Source organism: Mesorhizobium sp. P2_C7 (assembly GCF_056404515.1).
Window position 1 is genome coordinate 26059 of record NZ_JBFUDW010000025.1, and the last position, 19627, is coordinate 45685.

Here is a 19627-nt window from a genome sequence, read left to right on the forward strand (position 1 = left end):
AGCTGATCGCCGCCATAGTCGGCAGCCCCTGAAGACGGCGCAGAGGCGCCCGGCGCCGACGGAAACGCGGACGGCCCTCCAAGAGCAGCCAGCACCGGGTTGAACGCGGCATTGGCGGCAGTCTTGCCAGCGGCTTCCGACGCGTCCGCCTTGCCCATCATCGATCGGAAAAGCAGCGCCTGGCCGATTGCCGACAGGCCTTCGCCAACGTTCTTCGGTGCGCTCTGGTTCATCAGGATTGCATTCGCAACCGCGCGCGCCTTCGCCAGTTCGGCGGGCGTCTTGTATTGCTGATCAGGACCGAAAATGAATGACGCCATCATGCCGCTCCGATTGCAAAGAGGCCGGTCAGGGCTTTGCCGTAGTCAACCTGCCGATATCCATCCGGCCGGCGCGAAACAGCGTCAGGAACGACCTTTTCAACCTCGTCGGCCATGAGGCCGAGACGCTTCGGCGCGCCCTTCGGATCGGTCTTGTAGTTGTAGGTCCACAAGCCTGTTCCATCGTCGTCGAGGTCGATCACCTTGCGCTTGTCCCTCTTCATGTCGGGGTCGGATGCCATGATGGCCGATGACCCCAGACCGAACAGGCCGCCGAGAATGCCCTGTGACGCCTGGGCCTGCTGCTGGGCAATGGCGAGGCGCTGATTGTAGTTTTCGTTGACCAGGCCGGCATAATCGACGGTCGGAATCGTCGGCATGGTCGGGTTGACGAAATTCGGCTGCTGAAGCTGCGACTGGCTGAGCAGACTGCTGATTTCATTGAGCGGCTGAGCCCGTGCCGCATAAGCTTCGTTCAACGCCTGGGTATGCGCCTGGTTCTGCGCGTTGAACCGGGAAAGCTGCGCATTAAGCGTGCTATCCTGAAGCTGGTTGTTCTGTCCGGTGACCTGGTTCTGATTGGCGAACATCTGCTGATTTGCAGTGTTGCCAAACGTCGCGTTGTTGGCGTTCTGGCCATATTGCTGCGCCTGGGCAGCGTTCTGGAAGCCGGCGCGCTGGGCATCGAGATCGGCAAGGCGAGACTGCTCCTGACCGGACGCCAGCAGCACGGAAGTCCGCTGATCATTCTGGCCCTGGTTCAGGACGCTCATTGCATTGTTGTAGGCATCGGAACCCAGACGGATGCCCTGATTTGCAAGCTGGGTTTCCAGCGCGGCGCGCTGCTGATCCATCTGCGGATTGAGGCGCGAGTACATCGCGTCTTCCACCGCCTTGGTGTTCGTCGAATAGCTCTGATCGGCGGGGCCGTACGTCCGCGCAATCGAGCCCGCATTAGCTATCTGGGTCTGCAACTGGGGACCATTGGCGAACTTCTGATAGTTCGGCATCGTCAGACTGGACGCGCTGCCAGCCGCCGGAATGCCGGACGTGTTCATTGGCTTGCCGAGATAGTCCCGCAGGAAAGCCGACCGATCGGCAGCCGTGGTCGCAAGGTTCGTCTGCGCCTTCTGCGATTGATCGAAAATGGCCTTTTGGGACGGGCTCAGCGTCTGCGTAGCAGTGTAGGTCGGGACATTGTACCCTTTGACCTGTGTCCAGCCATCCGGCGTGGTCGTGGCTCCCGGTACGGTTTCCGTACGGTATCCTGTTATAGTCCGCCCGCCGTCCCCGTTATGACCGCCACCGCCACCGCTATAGATAGGGACCTGTTGTGTCGTTGGCGCGCCAGTCTGCATGGTCGGCGCTGACGACTGGATTTGACCGTTCGGCCCTTGCCAGAACGTCTGCCCGCCGGTTTCATCGTTGATGAACTTCTGACCCGACTGCGTATAGGTAAGGTTGCCGTAGGGCGTGACCTGGTTGACGTTTCCGAGAGCGGCATTCGCCTGTGCCGTGGAAACGTTAGTTCCAGTCTGGGCCGCCGCCGTGACTTTCGGATCTGGTGGCTCCGGCATGCTAGGTGCGCACATTGCTTCGGCTCCTTAGAAGGTGATCATCATGACTTCGGCGACCGGCTTGAAACCAAGACGGCGCCAAAGCGCGACGGCACGGGGATCGGTGCGGGCGTCGATCGTGGCACGGACGACACCTTGCGATTTCAGGAATTCGAGAATGAAACGGGTTAGCTTTCGGCCGATACCGTTGCGGTGATCCGGATGGACGTAGATCGTGTCTTCGCGCGCAATCGTCTCTTGATTGTGCATGTCGGTCTGGATGTAGACCGTCGAATGCCCGACCGCCTGGCCCGTTTCAGTGCGGACGACAAAGGTGAAGAGATAGCCGCCAAGGTCCGCCTTTTCGTAGATATCAAGGCGCGGGTTGAACGGCGCCATGGGCATGCCTTCAGCGGCAAAGCGTTCGCGGGTTTCCTCGAAATGCATCCGGGCCAGCGGCTTGATTTCAGGCCAGGCCGCAATGAAGCTTTCGCGCTTGATCGTGTATTCCGTCATACGATTGTCGCCCCGATTTCGAATGACACGTCGATGCTGACAAGCTCCGTGTCAGGAAGCGGCGTGAGGCCGCCCGTGATCTGCGATTGCCATTGCATGACGTAGCCGCTGCGGCCGATCGAGCGCCAACGCGCCAGCACCTGCACAGGGCTTTCCGGGCCGTCCCACAGGGCAACGTCCCATAGTCCGCTGTCCCATTCGTTCGACGAGATGTCTGCGGTGGCATCGGGCGGCGACGGCAGTTCAATCGTGTAGTTCATCGAGACCGACAGTTTGTCGATGAACGGCGTCGAGCCGATATAGGTCGCTCGGGCTTGGTGAACCGTCTTGATCGCGCCCGGCACGCCGAGGTTGTCCGGGTTCGCGACACACGAATAATAGATGCCGGCGCCGTCATCGTTGCCGCCGACTTCGGCAAGCTTCACGCGCCCGTCGTTGGTCCCGAAATAGAGCTGCCCGGCGTGCAGGATCATGCAGCGGGTGTCCCAATTGGTGTACTTGCACCAGGCCCCAGTCTGCGTGTTCACAACGAAGCAGATCGGCTGCTGTTCGTCGTTGGTCACCGGGCAGTTTACAATCGCATAGCTGCGTTCGGGCCACTTCACGATTTCCCAAGGTAGCGTGCGCCTGGCGGCTGCTTCCCGGCGCCAGTCAGGGCCGATTTCGCGCGATATCGTCGAAAGGTCAATTGCCGCCCGGTCCTTGCTGACGGCAACCGAAATCGGGACGATGCCGTCTTCCGTCAGGATCAGCAGATCGCCACCGGCATGCATCGAACCGCGCGGACCAAGAGGCTCTGCCAGGTCGTAGCGGCCGACCAGTTGCCAGTCATTGGCATCGGCTGGGTTCGAGCCCTGATAAACCGCGACCTCGCCCTGATCGGTCACCAGAACAATCTTGTCGTCGAGGCCGTCGCCAGTATCCATCGACCATGTGGAGCCGAAATAGAGGGAGCCGCCGCGCTGGAAAACGCCGTTCAGATCGACCGTGCCAAGCGCTCCGCCGACCGAACTCACTGGCAGATATCGCAGGAGGAGTGTCGAGGCCTGGATGAAAAACTGGCGCTGGCGGTAGACCCAAACGAAGGAAAGCATCGCGGTCGACGCAATGCCGGTGATGGCGACCGGCGCTGAAACACCCGTGACCACTTGCCAGCCGCCGACCGGATCATAGAGCCGCAACAGATCATGGCCGTTGACGATGGTCAGAAACTCGGTGCCCGACGTGGTGAAGTCGGTATAGGAGTAATACCCGTTGGTTTGGCCGGTCACGACGGCGGCCGGCGGAACGACCGGATCGGCAACCGTTGTCACGTCGAAAATCTTGGTTTCGGTCGCGGCGAAAAGCTTCTTGCCGGAAGGCGCATTGAACGAGATCAGGCTTTCAACCGGATCGCCCGCAATAGATACCGTTGCATGTGTGCGACTGCCACCGCGCGCCCTGATGCCGGTCGTGGTCGGGCGCCAGTTCTCCAGCACCTGGGCAGTGGCCGGTGTCGGGTTTGCAAGGCTGCCTGCCGTACTCCATCCGGCGATCGGCGCCGGCAGGGTGACAATCTGCGTATTACGCGCGCGGCCGGGCTTGGCGTTCTTGGCAAGGAAAGCGCTCTTCATCCGACCACAGATCCCGGCCAGACATTCGAGCGCCGCCAATTGCCGGGGCGGTTGCCAGAGACCACGGGCTTTGACCCGCCGTCCTTGTCCATCTCCTGCGCAAGTGCGATTTCGTAGTCGGAAAGTTCCGCGGCGAAGTCCTGGCCCTTCCCCTGCTTCCACAGATAGATGATGGCCAGTTTCAGCAAGCGTTCGCTTAGCACGAACGTGTCGCCATCGGCGAGGAATTCGGTTTGCCCACCGGAAACGATCTGGTTCTTGATGTAGAAGAATTTGGCCGTCTCACTGGCGCCCATGATCGGCAGGATATGCAGTTCATTGCCGTAGACGGTCCAAGCCCCGACGAGCGGATTGACCGGCCAGACCGTGATGCCCAGCCATTCGTCGCTGCTGACGATATGCTGCATGTCCCAAGTGAAGCGGCTGGACCACAGAGACGCCGTGGTCAGCATCCGCCCATAGTCGGCCGGCAGGCTGAAGGCTTCCGCAATGCCGTCGCCGGCAGTCGTCGCAATCTTGCGCAACTTCTGCCAGTCGAAGGCTTCAGCGATGACGTTCGCCGCCTCATTGGCGACCGCCTGCATTTCCACAAGCTCGCGTTCGGTGCTTGAAAACACCGCTGACGGGCGAGCGATCCCGATCGCCAGACTGGCGTTCTGAATGACGGTCAGGATCGTCATGACTATGCGGCCTCAGCCATCAGCGCGGCGCGCAGCTTGGGAGCAGCCCACCGCTTGTCATAGGTGATGCCCTTGGCGTCGAGCTGCGCGCGAAGTTCGGTCACCTCGTCGTCGGCCGGTTCGGCATTCGTTGGCGCCGTGCGCTGATCCAGCAACTTTTCCATTTCGGCCAGCCTGTCGCGCAAGGCCTCAAGCTGGCTGTCCTTGTCAGCCTCACGCTTGGCGGAATCGGCGCGGTCGGAATTGTCGAGGAACACGCGGGCCTGCTTCTGAAGATCCCGCATGCCTGGCAGGGTGACGCGACCGATCTGCGCTTCGGAAAGCCCGGCGACTTCCTCGACGGTGCGAATGCCGTAATGGCGAAGCACGTCGACCTGGCCCGCATTGACGGCCGGCCACGCGCCAAGCGGCGTGCCGTTCAGCGGCACTTCCTGCCCGCCCTTCCATGCATTGTATGCCGGCTCGATCTTAGCCCAGCGCGCGCGCATGAAAGTCGCCTTCGTGCCGGTGCTGTTTTCTTTCAGCATCGAACTGTCCGGGCGGATGTTTTCGACGCGGTCGGTGTTCTGCGTCGACAGCACGCCCGCCACGGGCGCCCATGTCACCCAGTCGACCGCGACGTTTTCGAGAACGCGGTTGCCCTTCCTGTCGAGCAGGAAACCCTTGGTGTCCATGTCTTCGTTCAGCGGGTCGGTGCCACGCTTGGCCCGACGCTCGTAGGTGGTCTTGAATCCGATGACGCGGATCACCGGTTCTTGCTGTTCGTTTGCCATTGATGGCCTCCGTTCGGAATTGGAAGGTGAGCGAAAGGGGCGCGGCGATCCCGGAGGACCGCCGCGTTTGGTTCTTCAGATTGTCGCGATGCTTTAGTGCGGGAACGCGCACATGATGATTTTCGCCGAAGCGTCGATCGCATAGGCGCAGACCGTGTCGGTGACAGCGGCGGCAACCTTCAGCGTGCCGTCGGTGGTGGCCGAAAGGATCAGCCCGTTACCGTCGGCGCCGGAGACCAGGGCGGTGGTGATTGTTGCCACGCCCATGACCTGGATCCAGCCATATTCGCCGTTGCCCGGAGCAGCGACCAGCACGCCGGCACCATTCGCGGCGGTGTCGGACACGTCCGAGGTGACTTCGTTCGTCACGCCGGTCGAAACGCCGCCCGGCGCATAGAAACCCACCACGTTGCCGGCGACGGCGGCAATCGCGCCGGCACCGGAATTGTACTTCACAAAGCGGTAGGTCTTGTTGTCGTGGCTGACATAGATGTCGCCGATGCCGGGAGCGCCATAGCCTTCGGAGCCATAGAGCTGGGCGGCAGTGTACGTTGCGCCGAGGTTGGCGCCTACAAGAGCGGTCATGATCTGATCTCCTTATGCCGCGTCCAGGAGAAGGCCCTGACGAGACCGGTTCGAGCACGCCATGTTGCCCATCCAGTAGAACGGGATGACGATGGCGTCCTGGTTGACCGGCTTCTTGGCCTCGTCCTCCGACCACTGCGCGTCCCTGTGCTGGAACAGGTACAGGTAGTCGGTGTTGAGGAAGTATCCCTTCTCCGCCGTGGTGGCGAAGTTGGTGTTTTCGTCGAAGATGACATCGGCCGTTTTGTACTTGTAGCCGAGGAAGCCGGCCTTGGCCTTCTCTTCGTCGATGTAGCGCTGGAACTGCTGCTGAGACGCCTCGTAGACCGAAAACAGGTCGTGCGAGAACGTGATCAGGTCCGGCGTTTCACTGCCGACAGTCAGATCCATCCAGAGCTGGTTCATTTCGCCAAGGATGGTGTCCTTGGTGTAGGCGTTGGTCCCGGTGATCTCGCGGAACTTGTTGCGCCAGAACGCGCCAATGGCCGTGGACGAATCGAGCCCGCCGACGGTGCCTTGACCGTTCGACTGGATGATGTTGGCCAGACCGTTGACCTGGTTGGGAAGCGAGCCGTCCGAAAACACGTCGATCGAGAAGTTGTTCGACGCGGTGCGGATGGCGTTCTTCTTCTTCAGCTTGACCAGATTGACCATCGCCGACTTGCCGGCATTCTTGCGAAGCTCGGCACCGCTGGACACGACATGCAGCGCGATCTGCGCCCAGTCGTATTTCGCGGAAGTGGCGATGTCGGACGCGTTGGTGTTCAACGTGTCATAGCCGCCATAGCGCTGGTAGGTCTGGTTTTCGCCGTACTCGAGCGGAACCTGAATTTCGGTGCCGCCGTCGAGAACTTTCACGTTGCCCTTGGCCTTCAGGCGGTTGAGCAGCGGGGTATGCTTGGAGACGTTGTCCGCGACTTCGGTCGCGGTGTTGCGCAGAGTGGTCGAAACCATCTGCGTAAAGACGGCTGATGGCGTTGCCATGAGCTTTTATCCTTTGCTTTGTGCTGCGTCATAGGCCCGCGCCAATTGCTCGTCTTCGGTGAGCTGGCGCGTCTTGCCCGATGAATTCGAGGTCACGTTGACCGCATTGGCCCGCCTCGCGTCGTCGGTCCGTTTCGGGTCTTTCGCAGCGGCCTTTTTCAGGTTGGCTGCCTTTGCCCGCAGATCGGGGTCGGCGTGGATGGCAATGTCATAGGCGAGGTCGAAGATGGCTTCCTTGGAAGCGGCTTCGCCCAGCCTGGCGCGTGCCTTGTGGATCGAGTGCACCATGTCGTCTTCCGCGATTTCGGAATAGAGCGGCTTGTCCTTGGACAAGCGGTTCAATTCCTCATTGACGGCAGCGACCTGGGCAGTCTCGCTTAGTGCATCCTTCACGATACGCTCAACATCAGCGGCCGAGGGGCTGGCTGGCTGGCGATCGGCAGGAATTGGGGCTTGACCGGTCAGGACAGCAAAAAGCTGCTTGGTGATCCCGAACCGTTCAGCAATATCGATGATGCCGGCAACTGGATTGGCTTCCAGGCGGCGCTGTGCATTCAACAGGGCTTCGACAGCCAGAGGCGCTGTGAACGGCTTTCCGTCCGGCAGCGTCTTGCCGGCCAGCAAATCCTTGTTCCGCGCGACAACCGCCGCGATCGGCTGAAATGCGGTGATCTGCCGGCCTTGATCTGTCATGCGCTTGTGGATGTCGGTGTCGCGCGCCGCAATCTTGGCCTGCACGTCCGGCGGGATCTTCGCCCAATCGGCATCCATGCCGTTCCAATTTGCCGGGAGAGGCACGGCGGCGGGCGCCGCGAGCGTCGAACCAGCGGCATCCTCGTCGCCGGCCTCTCCCTTGTCCTCACCTTCCAGTGAGACCTCTTCGTCTTCGCCACCGTCGGCAGAGGCGAACTTGCCGCCGTCGTCGCGGGCGGCGCCGTTGTCGCGCTGCACCTGGTCGAACAGCGCTTCCAGTTCGGCGTCTTCGCTGATCGCCGCATCATTGGCGATTACGCCGGCCGCAGTGTCGGTCGCTGCATTGTTCAGTTGTTCGACGCTCATCGGAATTCCTCGCTCACAGTTAGACCCCGCTTGGCGCAAAAGGCCTTGTTTTTGAACTTGCCCTTGGTCGGCGACATGCCGGCGTCACCCGCTTCGACGCAGCCGCTGCGCTTCAGGTCTTCCCGGCGTTCCTGACGCGTGGTGATCAGCTTGCCGTTGATCGGGCTGGCATATGCCGGCATCGTCGGCGTGATCATCGGAACAGCCAGCGGCCGAACCGGAACGTCCATCGGCTCGCCGGTCGCCCGGTCGCGAAAATGACCATCGCGCCACACGAAACGCTCGCCCATCACATCGCCCCCGCCATGCCGAATTGCTGCGCAGCCATCTGGCGTTGCACCATGGCAAGCTGCGCCTGCTTGATCTGCAATTCGGTGTTTTTGATTTGGGCATCGATCGCAGCGTTCTGTTGCTTGATGCCCTGATCGGTCTTGGCGCTCTCGATCTTGATCTGCTGATCGGTTTGCGCCGCCTCGATTTTCTGTTTCTGCTCGGCGGCTGCGGCTTCGGCCTTCGGATCAGGCTTCGGCCCGGCAGGCTGCTTGCCCTTCGACTTCGCCATCTGCACCAGCTCGTCGACCACGTCTTCGACGCTCTTGCCGAGATTGAACAGCCGGGAGAACGAGCCGAAGATTTCCATCGCCAGTTCCATGGGCAACGCGCCCTGTTGCACCAGCGGTCCGACGGCCTGGAAGTACTGGCTTGCTGCCTGCATGAAGCCGGTGGCCTCCGCCTTCTGCCGCGTAAGGTCGGCCTGGATTGTGCTGTCGCTCTCGACATCAATGCGGAAGTAGGCGCTCGCCTGCTCCTGCATGAGCCCCCGCAACTGCATGAGATGCTGCAACTTGGCCTGTCGTGCCTTCTCCGCTTCCTGGGCCTGCATGGCCTGCTGCTGCAACTGCTGCATCTGTTCCGGCGCCATAGGCGGCTGGCCGGGTGCGGGAGGTGCCGGAGGCGGAGGAACCGGGATCGGCGTCAAATCCTGCTCTGTCGGCAGGATCTGGATATCGGTCATCTTCTGGAGGGTTTCGGGCGAGAATTTCGCCGGGATGATTTCGGACATCATCACGAACAGGTCGCGGGCCGCGCGCTCGATCATGCGCTGCATCTTCTGGATGCGCAGCGATCCCCACTGGCTTTTGATCTGCTGGGCGCCAAGCGTTTCATTCGCCTTGCTGGCGCCGCGAACAATGTCGGAAATGCCGGTGATTTCGTAGATGGCCTGCTTGGTCTGGTCGCGCAGCGTGTAGAGCTCGCGCAAGACCATGGTCAGCTTTTCGACCGGCCAGAAAATGATTGCGTTCTGCAAGCCGCCGGCCATGGCCCAGCGCTCCGCCTCAGCGATAGCAACAAATTCGTTGTCGTCGCCATCCAACACGGCCTGAACGTCGGTCGGGCTGACACCGTACCAGCCCTTGACCTTAAGCTGTTCGGTGATGATCCGAATCCGCTTGGTCGTCATGTCCAGTTCTTCGGCCAGCTTTCGATAGATCGAATACGGGTTGACCGGCATCAGCCGGCCATTGATCTCGATCGGCTGGACCGGCGTGGCGGTCGGGAAGAACTTCGACAGGCCAAGAGGGTCTTTGACCCGCTTCAGCACCTTGCCGTCGTTGGCGCTGACGAACACGACAGTCTTGCTCTTCCGGTCCCAAATCTCCCACGCCTCATGATCCTTGTCGGGTTCGGTCGGCGTGCTGCTGTCGGCGGCCTGGCTTGCGACCAGCGAGGCATCGACAAAGTCGTCGTAGTCATCGCAACCAATGACGTGCCGGAAAGCCTCCCACGGACGGTCTTCCCAGCGCTTTGCAGGGCCGTGGCGATAATCCCGCCAGCTTACCGCTTCGAAACAGATCCGCTCGTTGGTGACCGTCTCGTCGGGCTGATCGTACGGCTGATCCTCGCCTTCGGTGGCGTCATCGTCCTTTCCGGCAATCTGCGACAGTTCCTCGTCGGTCGTCTCTCCGCCCTTTTCGAAGTCGCTCTTGAAGCGCAGGCGGATGACACCACGGCCGGCCAGGAACCCGTCCTGCGCCATGGCCTCCATTTCGACCTGAAGTTTGCTGTCGTCGACCTGGATGCGAATAGACCGCTCGACGATCTGGGCAAAGTCGCGCGCGACCGGATCTTCGTTGCCGAAGCGCCTGCGGATGTCGGGAGCCGGCGCCGAGTTGATGGTAGCCGGGACAATGGTTTCAACGTTCGCGTAGAGAATGTTGAAATCCGGTGCGATCCCGACATCAGCCGACGTCGTGTCGACCTTGTTGCCCTCGCCTGTATAGGCAGACACCGCCATCGCGGCATCGTCGAGCCAGTTCTTTTCGACCTTCTCGGCGTCCTCGATGCAGACCAGCCATTTCCGGCCGGTCTCCTGCAACGGCTGGCCGTCGGTCGGCACTGTCTTGGCTTTGAGTTTCGACTTTGCCATCAGGTTCTTTCTCGACATGGAACCGCTTACTTGGCCTTGGGAGCCTTGCCGCGTGGCTTGACGGGTTCGTCGGCCTGATCGGCATCGGTGATGACCGGCGCGCTGAGATAGCGCTCGATGCCGGGGATTTCGGCCTTGACGCGCTCAAGCAGGCCATCGTCGGGCGTGCTGGCGATGAATTGCGACGCGCGCTTGCCGGCCATGACGTGTTCGCCGCCACGCCACTGCCTGGCGATGGTGCGAATGGTGCGGTCGGCTTCGGTTTCAGTCTTCGTGCTCATGACTGTGGTTCCTTCTGGTGGATTATCGGCCTATCCGCTTCTTGCGGCGGGCCATGGCCTTGACGGCTTCATGGACGGTCATCTGCGAGCGGATCGTGCCGTCGTCGCCGACCGCATATGTGGAATCCTGCAGCTTCGGTTTGGGTGGCGGTGCCTGTGCTGCGTCCTTCCAGGCCAAGCCGAGATAGCGGAAGGCCGAAGCGATGTGTTCAGCCCAGTCCTTCACCGGGAGGTCGAGAAAGCATTTGCGGTCATCGTCCCACTGGCGCCGGAAAGCCTTCAGGCCTTCTATGCCAACGTCGCCGCATCGGCCCTCATCGAACTGAGCAACTTTGATCGTCTCGCGTGCTGCGTTGATGCCATCGGCCACGCTGACCATCTGCACCATCTTCGGCTTGCGCCCGTGCTCTTTCAGCGTATCGAACCGGGTGCGGTTGGCGCCCCAATTCATGACCATTGCGTCATGCGGAACGTAGTCGTGGCCGTGATAGCCCTTGTCGTCGAGCCACTTGCACCAGTCGGCCAGGTCGTCGCTTTCCGGCTTGTAGAAATCAACGATGCGAGGCTTGCCGTTGATGACTTGGAAACACCAAATCGGATTGTTCGCGGCCTTGCCCAGATCCCAAGCCGTGTGAACCGGATAGCGCCAGTCGATCGGCACGATACCGATGCGGCCTTCGACTTCACCCGCGGCTAATTCCGCTCCCCAGTAGGAGCCCACCATGGCGCCGGCAAAGGAACAGTAGAATTCCTGCTCGATCAGCAGATCGGCCATCGCCTTGCCGAAGAGCGCTTCGTATTCGCCGCGCTGATCCTCGATCGCTTGCAGCGATATTGCCCCGGTGTCCTCCGCCGTCAGCACTTGGGTAAACCAACGGTCATCCGTGGCGAACCGCTTCAACATCCCCTTGAGGTGATTGTTGCCGCGCGGCGTCGAGATGAACGAAGCCCAGCCGCCGTTTTCAGCGAGGATCGGAGACAGGTAGGCCCAGGCCGACGGGTTCGCCAATGCCCATTCCGAAGCTGTCAAACCGACCGGCGGAGACCCGACCAGGGCGTTGTAATTGTCCGACCCGACGAGCTGCCATGTCGACCCGTTCTTGAACCGGATGAACATATCGTTCTCGCGGGTGTTCGCCCGGATCGCGTGAGGAAAGGCCTCGTCTATCCGCCTCTTGCCGCTGTTCGGATTGACCGCTTCCCAGATTGCCTTTCTCGCCTGGGCGTATTCCGGCAGCATGTGCCAATACGTTCCGACGCGATTGAACGCGGCGACGGAATGCATGCGAAGGTTGATGTCGTCCTTGCCGGCGCGGCGATGCCAGATCAGAAGCTGGCGGTTGCAGCCTTCAAGCCACGAATCCCATGCCGGTTTCTGATAGTCGCGCGGCTCCCAATTACTCGGAAGGTCGACGCTCGGCACGGCTCACCACGTTTACGGTCAATGCGCCGCCATCCGGATCGGTGAGCGCAAGCTTGCTGCCGTATTTCTTCGGCTTCATCTTCTCGGCGATCCATTGCCGCGTGCTGACCCTGAGAGCCGACCGGCGAAGCGCCTCGCCATTCTCCTGCCAGCCGGTAACAGCACCGTCCGCGTTCTTTCGCTCGATCCAGTCGTTTCGGCCGTCGTCGGCTATGTCGACCATGTCATCGACGAACGTGTCGGTCTGGGCGTCGCGCGCGTGCGCGTACCTGGTCGCAAATGCCTCGTCGGCAGCGAGCCAGCGGAACACCGTCGACTTGTTCGGCATGTCTTCGCCTTCGCAAATCGATCGAAGACTTTCGCCGTCTGCAATCCTCTCGCAGATCGTGTCCACGAGCTCTTGGGTGAATATGGTCGGTCGCCCTGTCATGGGTGTTTTGCCCTCTGCGACATCAGCGGCCCGAAGGCAGGCTGTCCGCGTTGGTGATTACTTTTGTGCTGAGCCCGTTGTAGGTCGGGCGGTTTAGTGCTCTGCTTGCCTTTGCAATTGTGCGAGAGGAAACCAAATGTTTTCGAAGACCGAGCGGTTGATGTTGCTCAACCAGTACACGATACTTTCTAAGCTTGACCCCAAGGGAGAGTGGGAGCGCCCTGCGAAGATCATTCAGGATGGCCTAAGTGGTGAGTACAGTTCGATTACCGACCACATCTACGACGGCCTTACCAAAGACGAATGCAGTTACGTCAACGATGTGATGAACCTTTTTGACGCGCTTCAGCAGCCATACGTTACGGCAAAAAAGCCTGTGCCAAGTGACGCCGTATTTCCTGGTTTCGACGGCAACAACGAAACTGCGTTTATGAGCTATGCCCGGTTTCTCAGGGGCGACGGTCGCTGGGATTTCGTAAAGGTGGCGAGCAAGGATATGAATAGCCACTATCCAACAACCGAACGGTACAGCCGGAAGCTTGAGGCTTGGTCCAAGCTAGGCAGGCCTTATCCCTTGGCCGGTCCGGCCGCTGATGAAGTTTTGAAGGCCTGAGCGCAAAAGCGAGGGCGCTACTCGGTTGGAGTCAACAATGTGGATGCCACTGCGCATTAGGGAGGCATTGGAAATTGCCAGGAACCGGCGCGCTATCAGGCGAATCGACCGCGCTTACAGTGTCGATTTGGCAGCAGCTAAAACGGCCAGCGACCGCCAAAAGGCCGAATATGGGCGTCACTGGGCAACTTCATTGCACGTTGACGAGATCGAGGCGATCAAAACTCGTAGGCTGCTCCGTAAAGCGAACCGGCTCGACGTTCCTTATGAATACGCAAGCGAGACCAGCGCCAATTGGGAACAGTCGCACCAGCTACATACTTGGCACCTGACGACGGTCGGGTATTCCGAACTTCGAAAAGCGATCCGGGCGGAGCGCAGAGACCGGCGCGAATCTGCGATTACGTGGTCTGGCGTTATCATCGGGATCATCGGTACGCTGGCCGGGGTCATCGGCTCGCTCACCGGGCTCCTGTCCGTCTGGCTTTCTGCCCGGGGTCCGTAACGCCACGTAACGTTACATCACGTTACACGTTGACCGTCACGCGACCAACGTTTGCAAACAGCAGCTAACGTTTGTTGAAGGGTACGGCTTCCCCGCCGCGTGAGGGGCGATCCTCACACCGTTCCGGCGATAGCTCAGAGACCTCGCACAGACGAACGTATTCGCCCAAATCAACAAGAGACGGGATAAACGTCCCAAATATGAGCGCAATCTAGCCTGTTCGTCCCAACATTTCAATAGGAGCCTTCGTCTTTACCTCGCGGCCCAAGATATTGAGCATCAAGGTGATATCTTTCTCACCGACACCATGGACCGCGCCCTTGAGGCCGATTAGCGCGCCCTCTGTCACCTTGATCGTTTCGCCGACCGCGACGTTGTGGCCGTGCACTCGCAGCTCATCGAAGTCACCGGCATCTTGCGCCCGCCGAATGGTCTGGACCGTCGCGTCGTCAATCATGATGGGTTCGCCGACGCCCGCCCCGGCTTGTGTCCGCAAAACCTTCTCCACCGCCGAGCAGTTCAAGACGCGATGCCAGTGCACCGAGCCCAACACGAACAGGTAGCCGTTGAGCAGCGGGTAATAGCGCGTGATCCAGCGGTTTTGCCGATTGTGCTTATATTCTTTTCTGAATTGCGGCAGGTAAACTGCCTGCCCGAGCGCAAGGATTTCTTCCCCAGCCTTAAGATCCTGGCCCGGCCGAGTCTTGGCGATGAACCAGCGCGGCAGATCGACGTGTTTGTTCATAGGTGGAAGTCCCTCAATTCATCGAGAACATCAAAGCGCGCGCTTTTAGGCTTGGTCTTGATGGTCGGATTGGTTTCCAGGCGCCGTTCGCGTTCAAGTCGGTCCTGTTTCTCGCCTTCGGTCTCAAAGCGCCGAATGGGCACTCCCTTCTGTTTGATTGCGGCGAGCACGAGGCCGAGCTGGTGATCGCTCAGTTGGGCCTTGAAGGTCTGGCGCTTACCGTTTTCCAGCAAATCGATCGCCCAGCCCCACCCGTTCCTGTAATATTCGATGATATGCATTGGACGGACGTACTTGAACCGCCCTTCCCTGCCCGTGCGGGCCAGCCGGTCGCTGTTCGATCGGCCGAGCAGCCTTTGCGCCATCCGCATTTCGTGCGGGTCCAGGCCCGTCAGCGCCGACGCCGGCTGATAGCCGGACAGCAGCTTTTCCGCCATGCGCTGCAATTGCTCTTCGGATAGTTCCTCGCTCTCGTCAGTCAATGCGGCAACCTTTCGATGAGAGATAGTCAGCCACGTCCACCGTCCTGACTCCCGAGGCCGCGCCGAACGTGCCGAGCTGAGATGTCTTGAAAGCACGGTTGCCTTGCGGGTCGAACTTTGCTGACGCGCCTGTGCGTAGCCACCCCGGCGCCTTGGCCGCGTTGACCTTCAGCCTATGCTCAGCCTTGCGTTTCTTTTTCGCCTCCCGCTTCGCCTTACGGCTTTCCTGCCTCTGCGGGTTGATCGGCGCCGGCCCCCTCGACAGGATCTTGGTTGCAATCCAGTCAGCCCGCTTTTCGGCTGGGGAGATCGGCTCATTATTGCGCCGATCGGCGGCGCGCCACGCTTCGGCATTGGTCGGGAAAGGACCGGCTAGCGTCAATCCACCGTCAACCACGACAAACCCGCCTTCAGTCTCAATCACCGTCATGCGGCATCCCCTCCCCGTTGAGATGCCGACGAGCGCAAGGCGTCGAAAACGACCAGGGCGAACTTCTCTATCTGGTCCTTGATCACGTCGCCGTCATGAAGCCCGCAAAGCTGCATCCGGCCAATTTGCTGGCGAACGGTCGACCGCCAAAAGCGATCAGCGGCGGGGCCATGGCGCTTTTCAAGAACGCCGATGGTTTCTCGGACCAGCCGAACGTTGCGGTGTAGCGGGAATGGAACGATCGATGCCGTTTTGTCTCGGTTCTGTTCCATTTAGCTCGCTGCTCCCATACGGTTGAGCACTTCTTCCCCGTCGCACTGTTCGGCGCCGCCGTTGGCGTTTACGGCACCATGTCCGCTTTGGAGGGAAGGAAGGAACTTTGACGGAAGCGCCAAGACGACCGCCGCCGAGCCAAGCGGCAAACCGATTGTGACCGATGAGACAAGTGTGTCGCTTTTGGTAGAGATACCTACTAGCGACGGACCTGTCTCACGATAGCGCCTGTACCATTGGGCGCGAGAAATCCCCTCGGCATCCCATGGGCGACTTTTGGATGAGGAATTTTTGGCCAGCCAGCTTTCGCGAGGCTCCACACCCTTGGCCCGGCGCTTTGCGGTCAATCGAGCTCGATCATTCGACCGCTTGACATCCTTTGCGATACCCTTGCGGATGCGGGCAGAAAAATCGCACGCCCCCATGGTCTTGATTTCGAGCGCTGTCCGCTCCAACAGGGTCAGGCAAATCTTGCGCGCCGCTTCGTCGGCCTTCATCTGGTATTTGCGACCGACCAGCATATTGAGAATCGGGCGGATGATCGTCCCCGCCCGCTGCAATGCCCACGGCGCCCACCGACGGCACCAATCAGCCAGGACTTTATCCAGATCGGCCCCGGTCTGGTGGCAATGGGCATTGAGTGAGTACGCGGCGACCTCGATAAAAAGGTCGGCGTCGTCGGTCTCAGGCAGGATCACACCGTATCGACTGGTTATGACCCGTTCCAATTCGCGAAGCCGCGCGTTGTTCAGCATAAACGGCGCCGTCTGGCGCGGCTTGTCGGCCAGGATGCACCGGCCGACTTTCATCTTTCCTGTCCGATTGGCGCGATGACGCGCCTTGGCAGCGGTGGCGAGGCTCATCAAGCCGACCTCGCCCGGATAAGCGCCGCCTGCCGGCAGGCCTCGACCGCGTCTTTGAGCGGCAACGCGAACTTCTCCTGCAACTGCGGGATTATCGCCTTCGAGCGATCCGCCGACCCGGTAGCCAGCCACGAAGCTGCGAGGTCGACGGGATCTTGCAACTTGCCGAGATCAGCGCTCACGCGGCCACCGCAGAGTCTTCAAGGATCGACACATCATCGCGAAGGACATACCTGGCGTGATGACCCGCGAACGGGCCGCCGTGATCCTCCACCACGGTTTCAATGTCGAAAGTCTCGCGAAGAAGCCAGATGTAATGGCTCCACCTGGGAGCGGGATTGTCGATCGGCGTGCAGCCTGCGTCACCGGCCCGGATCAGCTCCCGAAGCGCCCAGGCCTCGCGGCCGACGAAGGAAAGAACCTCGCCTCGCTTTTCGCCTTTGGCCGCCGTCCGTACCGTGATAGCGAATTTCTTGTTCGCGTTTTCATTTCGTGAATTAACGCCGGCTCCGGCGCCTGTTATGGAATGCATGTTCTGGTCCTTTCGGATTCTAAGGGGATGACGAAAAAGTCGGGTCAGATCGGCTTGGGCGGTTGGTTGTCCAGACGGACCGCTCAAGCTTCCCCCGCAGGGGCAGGCTCCTTGTTGCCGACTGGCAAGCTATCGAGCCATGCATCAGCATCAATTTTGCGAATGATGGTTCGGCGCCCGGCTTTCCTTATAGAAAGTCGACCAGCCTTGATTTCATCGTAGGCGAGATTGCGGCGAATGCCGTAGGCATCGCAGAAGGCATCGACCGTGTAGGCGTTCGGACTGGCGTTCATTCAGTTTCCTTTCGTTGCTTGCAAACACACTCAAATCAGTAGCCACATATTACCATTGGGACAGAGTCCCCGCCCACCCCTGTTTTGGCTTCCCACAGGTATTCAATCACATTTTCGTGAACCTGTTTTATCAATGGCTTAAGCTCATTTTCTGGCCTTTTTGACCGGAGTTTTCGCAGACGTGAAGCGAATTCCGTTCACTTTTAGTTCCACCTCTCGATTCGGTTTCGCGTTTGGTCGAACGCAGCAAAACGCCCGGCACCAAAGACTAACTCGCGAAGGGAGCGAATCCCCACGCCAGTCGCCGATCCTCCCTCAGGCTATTTCTTGGAAATGTTGGAGGGAGCTGCGCAAAACGCGCTCAACCTCACCTGTAATAATGTGGTGGCGCGGAATATCCGTCAAGTCCGGACACCCCAGCACACAACTATTTGTTCACTGACTGTTCTCATGCGGCAACGACGCGAAGGTTCCCCTTCAAGGCGGGAGCATTCAGGAAGTTGGCCCAGGCCGACATCAGCTTGCGCCGCTTCTCCAAAGCGTCGGAGCGGCGATATGCATTCTCGACCGGGTCACCGACTTTGTGCGCGAGTGCGGCTTCAGCAACTTCGCGCGGGAAACTGGTTTGATCGCCGGCCCAATCTCTGAAGGCCGATCGGAAGCCGTGCGGTGTGTAGTGGCCGACTTCCATCCGGCGCATCTGCATGGTCATGGCCATCACAGACAGCGGCATCTCAACGGTCCGTTTGCTTTCGCCGGGAAACACGTAGTTTGACACGCGCGCTTCGAAAAGTGGCGTCAGGATTGCCAGGGCCGCGTCTGTGAGCGGCACCCTATGAAGAACGCCAGCTTTCATCCGATCCCCAGGCACGGTCCAAAGCTTTTCCTTCAGATCGATTTCCGGCCATGTGGCGCCGAGGACTTCCCCCGAGCGCGCCGCCGTAAGGATGAGGAAGTCCATCGCCTTCGCAGACATGGCTTCAGATGCCCGCAGGCGCTTCACGAACGCAGGCACGTCAGCGTAGGGCATGGCGGCATGATGACCGCGCGAGAGCTTCTTGCGCTTCGCCAGCAGGTGTTGCAGGTGACCGCGCCATAGGGCGGGGTTTTCGCCAGAACGATGACCGGCCGCCCTGGCAGAATCCAACACCCGTTCAATCCGACCGCGCAGCCGTTGCGCCGTCTCGGGCTTTTCTTGCCAGATGGGTTTCAGGATCTCCAGAACATCGACGGTCGTAACCTGATCCACCGGCTTTTTGCGGATGGATTTGCAATACGTGTCGCCAAGCGTCATTTCCCATTGCGCCTTGTGCTTGGCGTTCCGCCAGCCCTTGCCAACAGCGGCGATCAAGTCTTCCGCACATTTCGCGAACGTCGGTTTTTCCGTCGTGGCGTCCGCGTCGATCGGTTCGAGCCCTCGCCGTAGTCGGTCCCGGCAGTCGGTCGCTACCAATCGCGCAGCCTTAAGGGAGACAGAGGGATAGGAACCGAGCCCGACTTCCTTCCAGTCGCGCCCTTTGCCAGACCCCTTGAAGTGGATGAACGACCAGGATTTGGTCCCGCCTTTCTTAACCCGCAGGTAGAGCCCGCCGCCATCGCTATACCGACCGGCTTTAAGGTCTTTAGCGCGGACGGTTGTCTCTGCAAGCAGGTTGAGCGAGCGGACCATTTTCTGCAACTCCGTGCCTAACTTCGAAGCACGATGTTAGCGGATTTGGACGGATTACGCCAAACAAAGAATGCCGGAAACCCTTAGGAATCAATAGCTTTTAAGGACTTTTGCAAACGTCAGCCAACGCAGGTATGGAAGACACTTCCTCCGCCAGTCAAGCCCCGGGGCGGCGAAGCTCCCCTCATCGCGCCCCGGCTGGTAACTGCGAAGCCCCGCGCAGTTAGGCATATTCCGCCGCTGCTTTCAAAATAGCGTGCTTGAGCAGCGTGGTCTTATTCGGCGTTCCCTTGGGCCGACCTAGACCAGGGCCTTTTAGGTTTTTGTTATTTTTTTAACTAATGCGGGCATTCTCGCTCCTCGACGGCATCAGTGGCCGGTTGGGCTGGCTGTCCGTGTTGGTTTGCAGGTCGGCTAGTCGCGGCGGGGAACAAGCCGGCTCCTGGAGGTTAAGATTATTAGCGGAGGCTCACATGCTCGCGACTGTATGTGCGGTATTGGCTGCCAGGAATAACGAAGCCGAAATCATTGGTGTGATCGACCTCGCGAGCAAGACGGAGGTCAAGCTCGGCAC

24 protein-coding genes are annotated in these 19627 nt (G+C 60.1%); 2 read left to right on the forward strand and 22 right to left on the reverse strand.

Annotated elements, in window-relative coordinates:
- Window positions 1-319 precede the first annotated feature (319 nt).
- From AC1D2G_RS33090 to AC1D2G_RS33150, 13 genes are all read right to left on the reverse strand, one after another.
- Window positions 320-1897 carry a tail fiber domain-containing protein gene (locus AC1D2G_RS33090; RefSeq protein ID WP_477419294.1) on the reverse strand — a complete coding sequence of 526 codons (1578 nt, stop codon included), beginning with the start codon at window positions 1895-1897 and terminating at the stop codon, window positions 320-322.
- A 27-nt stretch (window positions 1898-1924) separates the two neighbouring features.
- Window positions 1925-2392: a GNAT family N-acetyltransferase gene (locus AC1D2G_RS33095; RefSeq protein WP_477419296.1), complete on the reverse strand. Its 468-nt coding sequence runs from the start codon at window positions 2390-2392 to the stop codon at window positions 1925-1927.
- A complete protein-coding gene (locus AC1D2G_RS33100; protein ID WP_477419297.1) occupies window positions 2389-4005 on the reverse strand; it encodes a hypothetical protein in 1617 nt (538 codons plus the stop codon). Before AC1D2G_RS33100 ends, AC1D2G_RS33095 begins: the two co-directional genes overlap by 4 nt.
- The gene (locus tag AC1D2G_RS33105; RefSeq protein ID WP_477419298.1) at window positions 4002-4685 is read right to left on the reverse strand and encodes a phage adaptor protein; all 684 of its coding nucleotides are present in this window, start codon (window positions 4683-4685) and stop codon (window positions 4002-4004) included. The genes AC1D2G_RS33100 and AC1D2G_RS33105 overlap by 4 nt, the downstream gene beginning before the upstream one ends.
- 2 nt (window positions 4686-4687) lie before the next feature.
- Window positions 4688-5458, reverse strand: a complete 771-nt coding sequence (locus AC1D2G_RS33110) for a hypothetical protein (protein WP_477419300.1) — start codon at window positions 5456-5458, stop codon at window positions 4688-4690.
- Between the two features lie 93 nt (window positions 5459-5551).
- A complete protein-coding gene (locus AC1D2G_RS33115) occupies window positions 5552-6043 on the reverse strand; it encodes a hypothetical protein (protein WP_477419302.1) in 492 nt (163 codons plus the stop codon).
- A gap of 12 nt (window positions 6044-6055) precedes the next feature.
- Window positions 6056-7027 (reverse strand): phage major capsid protein, encoded by a 972-nt coding sequence (locus AC1D2G_RS33120; RefSeq protein ID WP_477419304.1) that lies wholly within the window; start codon window positions 7025-7027, stop codon window positions 6056-6058.
- A gap of 6 nt (window positions 7028-7033) precedes the next feature.
- Complete coding sequence (locus AC1D2G_RS33125) at window positions 7034-8086, reverse strand: hypothetical protein (RefSeq protein WP_477419306.1); 1053 nt, start codon at window positions 8084-8086, stop codon at window positions 7034-7036.
- Entirely contained in the window at window positions 8083-8376 is a 294-nt protein-coding gene (locus AC1D2G_RS33130) for a hypothetical protein (RefSeq protein WP_477419308.1), read from the reverse strand. Before AC1D2G_RS33130 ends, AC1D2G_RS33125 begins: the two co-directional genes overlap by 4 nt.
- A complete protein-coding gene (locus AC1D2G_RS33135) occupies window positions 8376-10514 on the reverse strand; it encodes a hypothetical protein (protein ID WP_477419310.1) in 2139 nt (712 codons plus the stop codon). The genes AC1D2G_RS33130 and AC1D2G_RS33135 overlap by 1 nt, the downstream gene beginning before the upstream one ends.
- A gap of 26 nt (window positions 10515-10540) precedes the next feature.
- Window positions 10541-10795, reverse strand: coding sequence for a hypothetical protein (locus AC1D2G_RS33140; RefSeq protein WP_477419312.1), 255 nt, complete (start codon window positions 10793-10795; stop codon window positions 10541-10543).
- Window positions 10796-10817: 22 nt separating this feature from the next.
- Window positions 10818-12218 carry a hypothetical protein gene (locus AC1D2G_RS33145; RefSeq protein ID WP_477419314.1) on the reverse strand — a complete coding sequence of 467 codons (1401 nt, stop codon included), beginning with the start codon at window positions 12216-12218 and terminating at the stop codon, window positions 10818-10820.
- Entirely contained in the window at window positions 12193-12648 is a 456-nt protein-coding gene (locus AC1D2G_RS33150) for a terminase small subunit-like protein (protein WP_477419315.1), read from the reverse strand. The genes AC1D2G_RS33145 and AC1D2G_RS33150 overlap by 26 nt, the downstream gene beginning before the upstream one ends.
- A 136-nt stretch (window positions 12649-12784) precedes the next feature.
- Here AC1D2G_RS33150 and AC1D2G_RS33155 point away from each other — a divergent pair, with 136 nt between their 5' ends.
- Entirely contained in the window at window positions 12785-13261 is a 477-nt protein-coding gene (locus AC1D2G_RS33155) for a YfbU family protein (protein WP_477419317.1), read from the forward strand.
- Between the two features lie 37 nt (window positions 13262-13298).
- On the forward strand, window positions 13299-13766 hold the full coding sequence (locus tag AC1D2G_RS33160) for a hypothetical protein (protein WP_477419319.1): 468 nt from the start codon (window positions 13299-13301) through the stop codon (window positions 13764-13766).
- A 211-nt stretch (window positions 13767-13977) separates the two neighbouring features.
- Here the strand turns inward: AC1D2G_RS33160 and nusG are convergent, their stop codons facing one another.
- From nusG to AC1D2G_RS33205, 9 genes are all read right to left on the reverse strand, one after another.
- The gene (gene nusG, locus AC1D2G_RS33165) at window positions 13978-14511 is read right to left on the reverse strand and encodes a transcription termination/antitermination protein NusG (RefSeq protein WP_477419321.1); all 534 of its coding nucleotides are present in this window, start codon (window positions 14509-14511) and stop codon (window positions 13978-13980) included.
- On the reverse strand, window positions 14508-14993 hold the full coding sequence (locus tag AC1D2G_RS33170; RefSeq protein ID WP_477419323.1) for a hypothetical protein: 486 nt from the start codon (window positions 14991-14993) through the stop codon (window positions 14508-14510). The genes nusG and AC1D2G_RS33170 overlap by 4 nt, the downstream gene beginning before the upstream one ends.
- Complete coding sequence (locus AC1D2G_RS33175; protein WP_477419325.1) at window positions 14986-15423, reverse strand: hypothetical protein; 438 nt, start codon at window positions 15421-15423, stop codon at window positions 14986-14988. Before AC1D2G_RS33175 ends, AC1D2G_RS33170 begins: the two co-directional genes overlap by 8 nt.
- The gene (locus tag AC1D2G_RS33180) at window positions 15420-15695 is read right to left on the reverse strand and encodes a DUF6074 family protein (RefSeq protein WP_477419327.1); all 276 of its coding nucleotides are present in this window, start codon (window positions 15693-15695) and stop codon (window positions 15420-15422) included. Before AC1D2G_RS33180 ends, AC1D2G_RS33175 begins: the two co-directional genes overlap by 4 nt.
- Window positions 15696-16559: a hypothetical protein gene (locus tag AC1D2G_RS33185; protein ID WP_477419329.1), complete on the reverse strand. Its 864-nt coding sequence runs from the start codon at window positions 16557-16559 to the stop codon at window positions 15696-15698.
- Window positions 16559-16741, reverse strand: a complete 183-nt coding sequence (locus tag AC1D2G_RS33190) for a hypothetical protein (protein ID WP_477419330.1) — start codon at window positions 16739-16741, stop codon at window positions 16559-16561. The genes AC1D2G_RS33185 and AC1D2G_RS33190 overlap by 1 nt, the downstream gene beginning before the upstream one ends.
- The gene (locus tag AC1D2G_RS33195) at window positions 16738-17091 is read right to left on the reverse strand and encodes a winged helix domain-containing protein (RefSeq protein WP_477419332.1); all 354 of its coding nucleotides are present in this window, start codon (window positions 17089-17091) and stop codon (window positions 16738-16740) included. The genes AC1D2G_RS33190 and AC1D2G_RS33195 overlap by 4 nt, the downstream gene beginning before the upstream one ends.
- Window positions 17092-17174: 83 nt before the next feature.
- Entirely contained in the window at window positions 17175-17384 is a 210-nt protein-coding gene (locus AC1D2G_RS33200; protein ID WP_477419334.1) for a helix-turn-helix domain-containing protein, read from the reverse strand.
- Between the two features lie 448 nt (window positions 17385-17832).
- Window positions 17833-19053, reverse strand: coding sequence for a tyrosine-type recombinase/integrase (locus AC1D2G_RS33205; RefSeq protein WP_477419336.1), 1221 nt, complete (start codon window positions 19051-19053; stop codon window positions 17833-17835).
- Window positions 19054-19627 lie beyond the last annotated feature (574 nt).

Coding starts and splice junctions, on each gene's coding strand:
- nusG (WP_477419321.1), bottom strand. CDS start 14,511: ATGAACAAACACGTCGATCTGCCGCGCTGGTTCATCGCCAAGACTCGG.
- AC1D2G_RS33180 (WP_477419327.1), bottom strand. CDS start 15,695: ATGGAACAGAACCGAGACAAAACGGCATCGATCGTTCCATTCCCGCTA.
- AC1D2G_RS33110 (WP_477419300.1), bottom strand. CDS start 5,458: ATGGCAAACGAACAGCAAGAACCGGTGATCCGCGTCATCGGATTCAAG.
- AC1D2G_RS33125 (WP_477419306.1), bottom strand. CDS start 8,086: ATGAGCGTCGAACAACTGAACAATGCAGCGACCGACACTGCGGCCGGC.
- AC1D2G_RS33205 (WP_477419336.1), bottom strand. CDS start 19,053: ATGGTCCGCTCGCTCAACCTGCTTGCAGAGACAACCGTCCGCGCTAAA.
- AC1D2G_RS33130 (WP_477419308.1), bottom strand. CDS start 8,376: ATGGGCGAGCGTTTCGTGTGGCGCGATGGTCATTTTCGCGACCGGGCG.
- AC1D2G_RS33115 (WP_477419302.1), bottom strand. CDS start 6,043: ATGACCGCTCTTGTAGGCGCCAACCTCGGCGCAACGTACACTGCCGCC.
- AC1D2G_RS33150 (WP_477419315.1), bottom strand. CDS start 12,648: ATGACAGGGCGACCGACCATATTCACCCAAGAGCTCGTGGACACGATC.
- AC1D2G_RS33090 (WP_477419294.1), bottom strand. CDS start 1,897: ATGCCGGAGCCACCAGATCCGAAAGTCACGGCGGCGGCCCAGACTGGA.
- AC1D2G_RS33105 (WP_477419298.1), bottom strand. CDS start 4,685: ATGACGATCCTGACCGTCATTCAGAACGCCAGTCTGGCGATCGGGATC.
- AC1D2G_RS33135 (WP_477419310.1), bottom strand. CDS start 10,514: ATGGCAAAGTCGAAACTCAAAGCCAAGACAGTGCCGACCGACGGCCAG.
- AC1D2G_RS33195 (WP_477419332.1), bottom strand. CDS start 17,091: ATGCATTCCATAACAGGCGCCGGAGCCGGCGTTAATTCACGAAATGAA.
- AC1D2G_RS33120 (WP_477419304.1), bottom strand. CDS start 7,027: ATGGCAACGCCATCAGCCGTCTTTACGCAGATGGTTTCGACCACTCTG.
- AC1D2G_RS33175 (WP_477419325.1), bottom strand. CDS start 15,423: ATGACGGTGATTGAGACTGAAGGCGGGTTTGTCGTGGTTGACGGTGGA.
- AC1D2G_RS33185 (WP_477419329.1), bottom strand. CDS start 16,559: ATGAGCCTCGCCACCGCTGCCAAGGCGCGTCATCGCGCCAATCGGACA.
- AC1D2G_RS33100 (WP_477419297.1), bottom strand. CDS start 4,005: ATGAAGAGCGCTTTCCTTGCCAAGAACGCCAAGCCCGGCCGCGCGCGT.
- AC1D2G_RS33140 (WP_477419312.1), bottom strand. CDS start 10,795: ATGAGCACGAAGACTGAAACCGAAGCCGACCGCACCATTCGCACCATC.
- AC1D2G_RS33160 (WP_477419319.1), top strand. CDS start 13,299: ATGTGGATGCCACTGCGCATTAGGGAGGCATTGGAAATTGCCAGGAAC.
- AC1D2G_RS33095 (WP_477419296.1), bottom strand. CDS start 2,392: ATGACGGAATACACGATCAAGCGCGAAAGCTTCATTGCGGCCTGGCCT.
- AC1D2G_RS33200 (WP_477419334.1), bottom strand. CDS start 17,384: ATGAACGCCAGTCCGAACGCCTACACGGTCGATGCCTTCTGCGATGCC.
- AC1D2G_RS33155 (WP_477419317.1), top strand. CDS start 12,785: ATGTTTTCGAAGACCGAGCGGTTGATGTTGCTCAACCAGTACACGATA.